This window comes from Flavobacterium sp., from assembly GCF_031423415.1.
Classification (GTDB): domain Bacteria; phylum Bacteroidota; class Bacteroidia; order Flavobacteriales; family Flavobacteriaceae; genus Flavobacterium.
The window spans coordinates 1-1,482 of sequence record NZ_JANPFL010000109.1 but is presented as its reverse complement, the minus strand read 5'-3'; the positions used below and the strand labels follow the sequence as shown (position 1 = coordinate 1,482).

The following is a 1,482-nucleotide window of genomic DNA, read 5'->3' as shown; positions in this document are numbered from 1 at the left end:
GGTAACATCGTTTACTAGTTCTAGAAATGGCAATTTTTTGTATTGTTTCAAGACATTATTGACCATAATTCGTTTGGCCCAACCTTCAAATGATCCTGAAAAATTATATTGATTTATTTTTTCGAATATGATAATAAAACCGTCTTGCAAATTATCTTGCGCTTCGGCATAGTTGCGGGAATACTTCAAGCACACGCCAAAAAATTTACCCGAAAACAAATGGTATAATTCTTCTTGCGACTTGGTATTTCCTTTGGAACAACCATGTATGAGTAATTCTAGACTCAAATTATTTTATATTTTTTGTATCATAATTTTAGTAAATATAAAACGGTATTCAATAAATTCAAAATTAAGTATTTATCATTTAATTGATATTTTATATTTCGTAGATTCAAAAAAGTAAAATGGTTGCGTGAAAAATTTATAAAAAAGTAAAATATTTTTTATTACGCTCTAAAACACATTAATATAGAATTTTAAATAAAATTTCTAGTTCTCGCTAACCACAACTTGCATAGTTTCGCGGCTTATTTGTTTGAGTAAAACAACTTTATCGGTTTCGACAATTTTGGCTGCTTTTTCGTCAAAATGGCGAATGGTATATAAAGAAACATTTTCATTATATGCAACTTTAAATTTCTTGGAAAGTATAGCTTTTAAATCCTGAAAATTGCCAAATTTATCTTCAACACAAACCGAAAAACTAATGGCAGAATTCTGAATTAAGCTGACTTTTATTTTAAATTTGTGCAACAATGCAAATATTTCGCTAATGTTTTCTTCCATTATAAACGAAAAATCTATTGACGATAATGAAATCAATAATTGGTTTTTCTTCAAGATAAAACAAGGCATTTGTGGTTCGAGATTTTTGCCTTTCGAAACACTTGTGCCAGCCAAAGTCGGATTTAAAAACGATTTTACATAAAGTGGAATTTCTTTTTTCTGTAAAGGTTGTAAAGTTTTTGGGTGAATGACACTTGCACCATAAAACGCCATTTCTATTGCTTCGAGATAAGATATTTGGTTTAGTAAAACTGCATTTTCAAACGATCTCGGGTCGGCATTCATAACGCCAGGAACATCTTTCCAAATGGTTACACTTTCTGCATTCAAGCAATAAGCAAAAATTGCAGCTGTATAATCCGAACCTTCACGACCTAGAGTTGTTGTAAATCCGTTTTCGTCAGATCCAACAAAACCTTGAGTAATATTCAAGATTTTACGCTTGACATTTTTCGAAATGTTTTTTTGAGTAATTTCCCAATCGACTTCGGCATCGCGATAAGTCGAATCGGTTTTTATGAACAAACGTACATCGATCCAGTTGGTTTCGATGTTCATAAAATTCATAAAATGCGATAAAATTGTAGTCGAAATAAGTTCTCCGAAACTCACAATTTGATCGTAAACAAAATTATAATTTGGTGATTTATTGTGGCTTAAAAAATATTCTAAATCTGCAAAAAGTTCGTTTAC

Annotated in this window: 2 protein-coding genes; both read right to left on the bottom strand. The window is 30.6% G+C overall.

Going from position 1 to position 1,482, the window contains the following annotated elements:
* Positions 1 to 288 (bottom strand): sigma-70 family RNA polymerase sigma factor (locus RMO83_RS09640; protein ID WP_310559471.1); only part of this gene is annotated, 288 nt, incomplete at its 3' end.
* A 204-nt stretch (positions 289 to 492) separates the two neighbouring features.
* Positions 493 to 1,482 (bottom strand): aspartate kinase (locus tag RMO83_RS09635; RefSeq protein WP_310559470.1); only part of this gene is annotated, 990 nt, incomplete at its 5' end.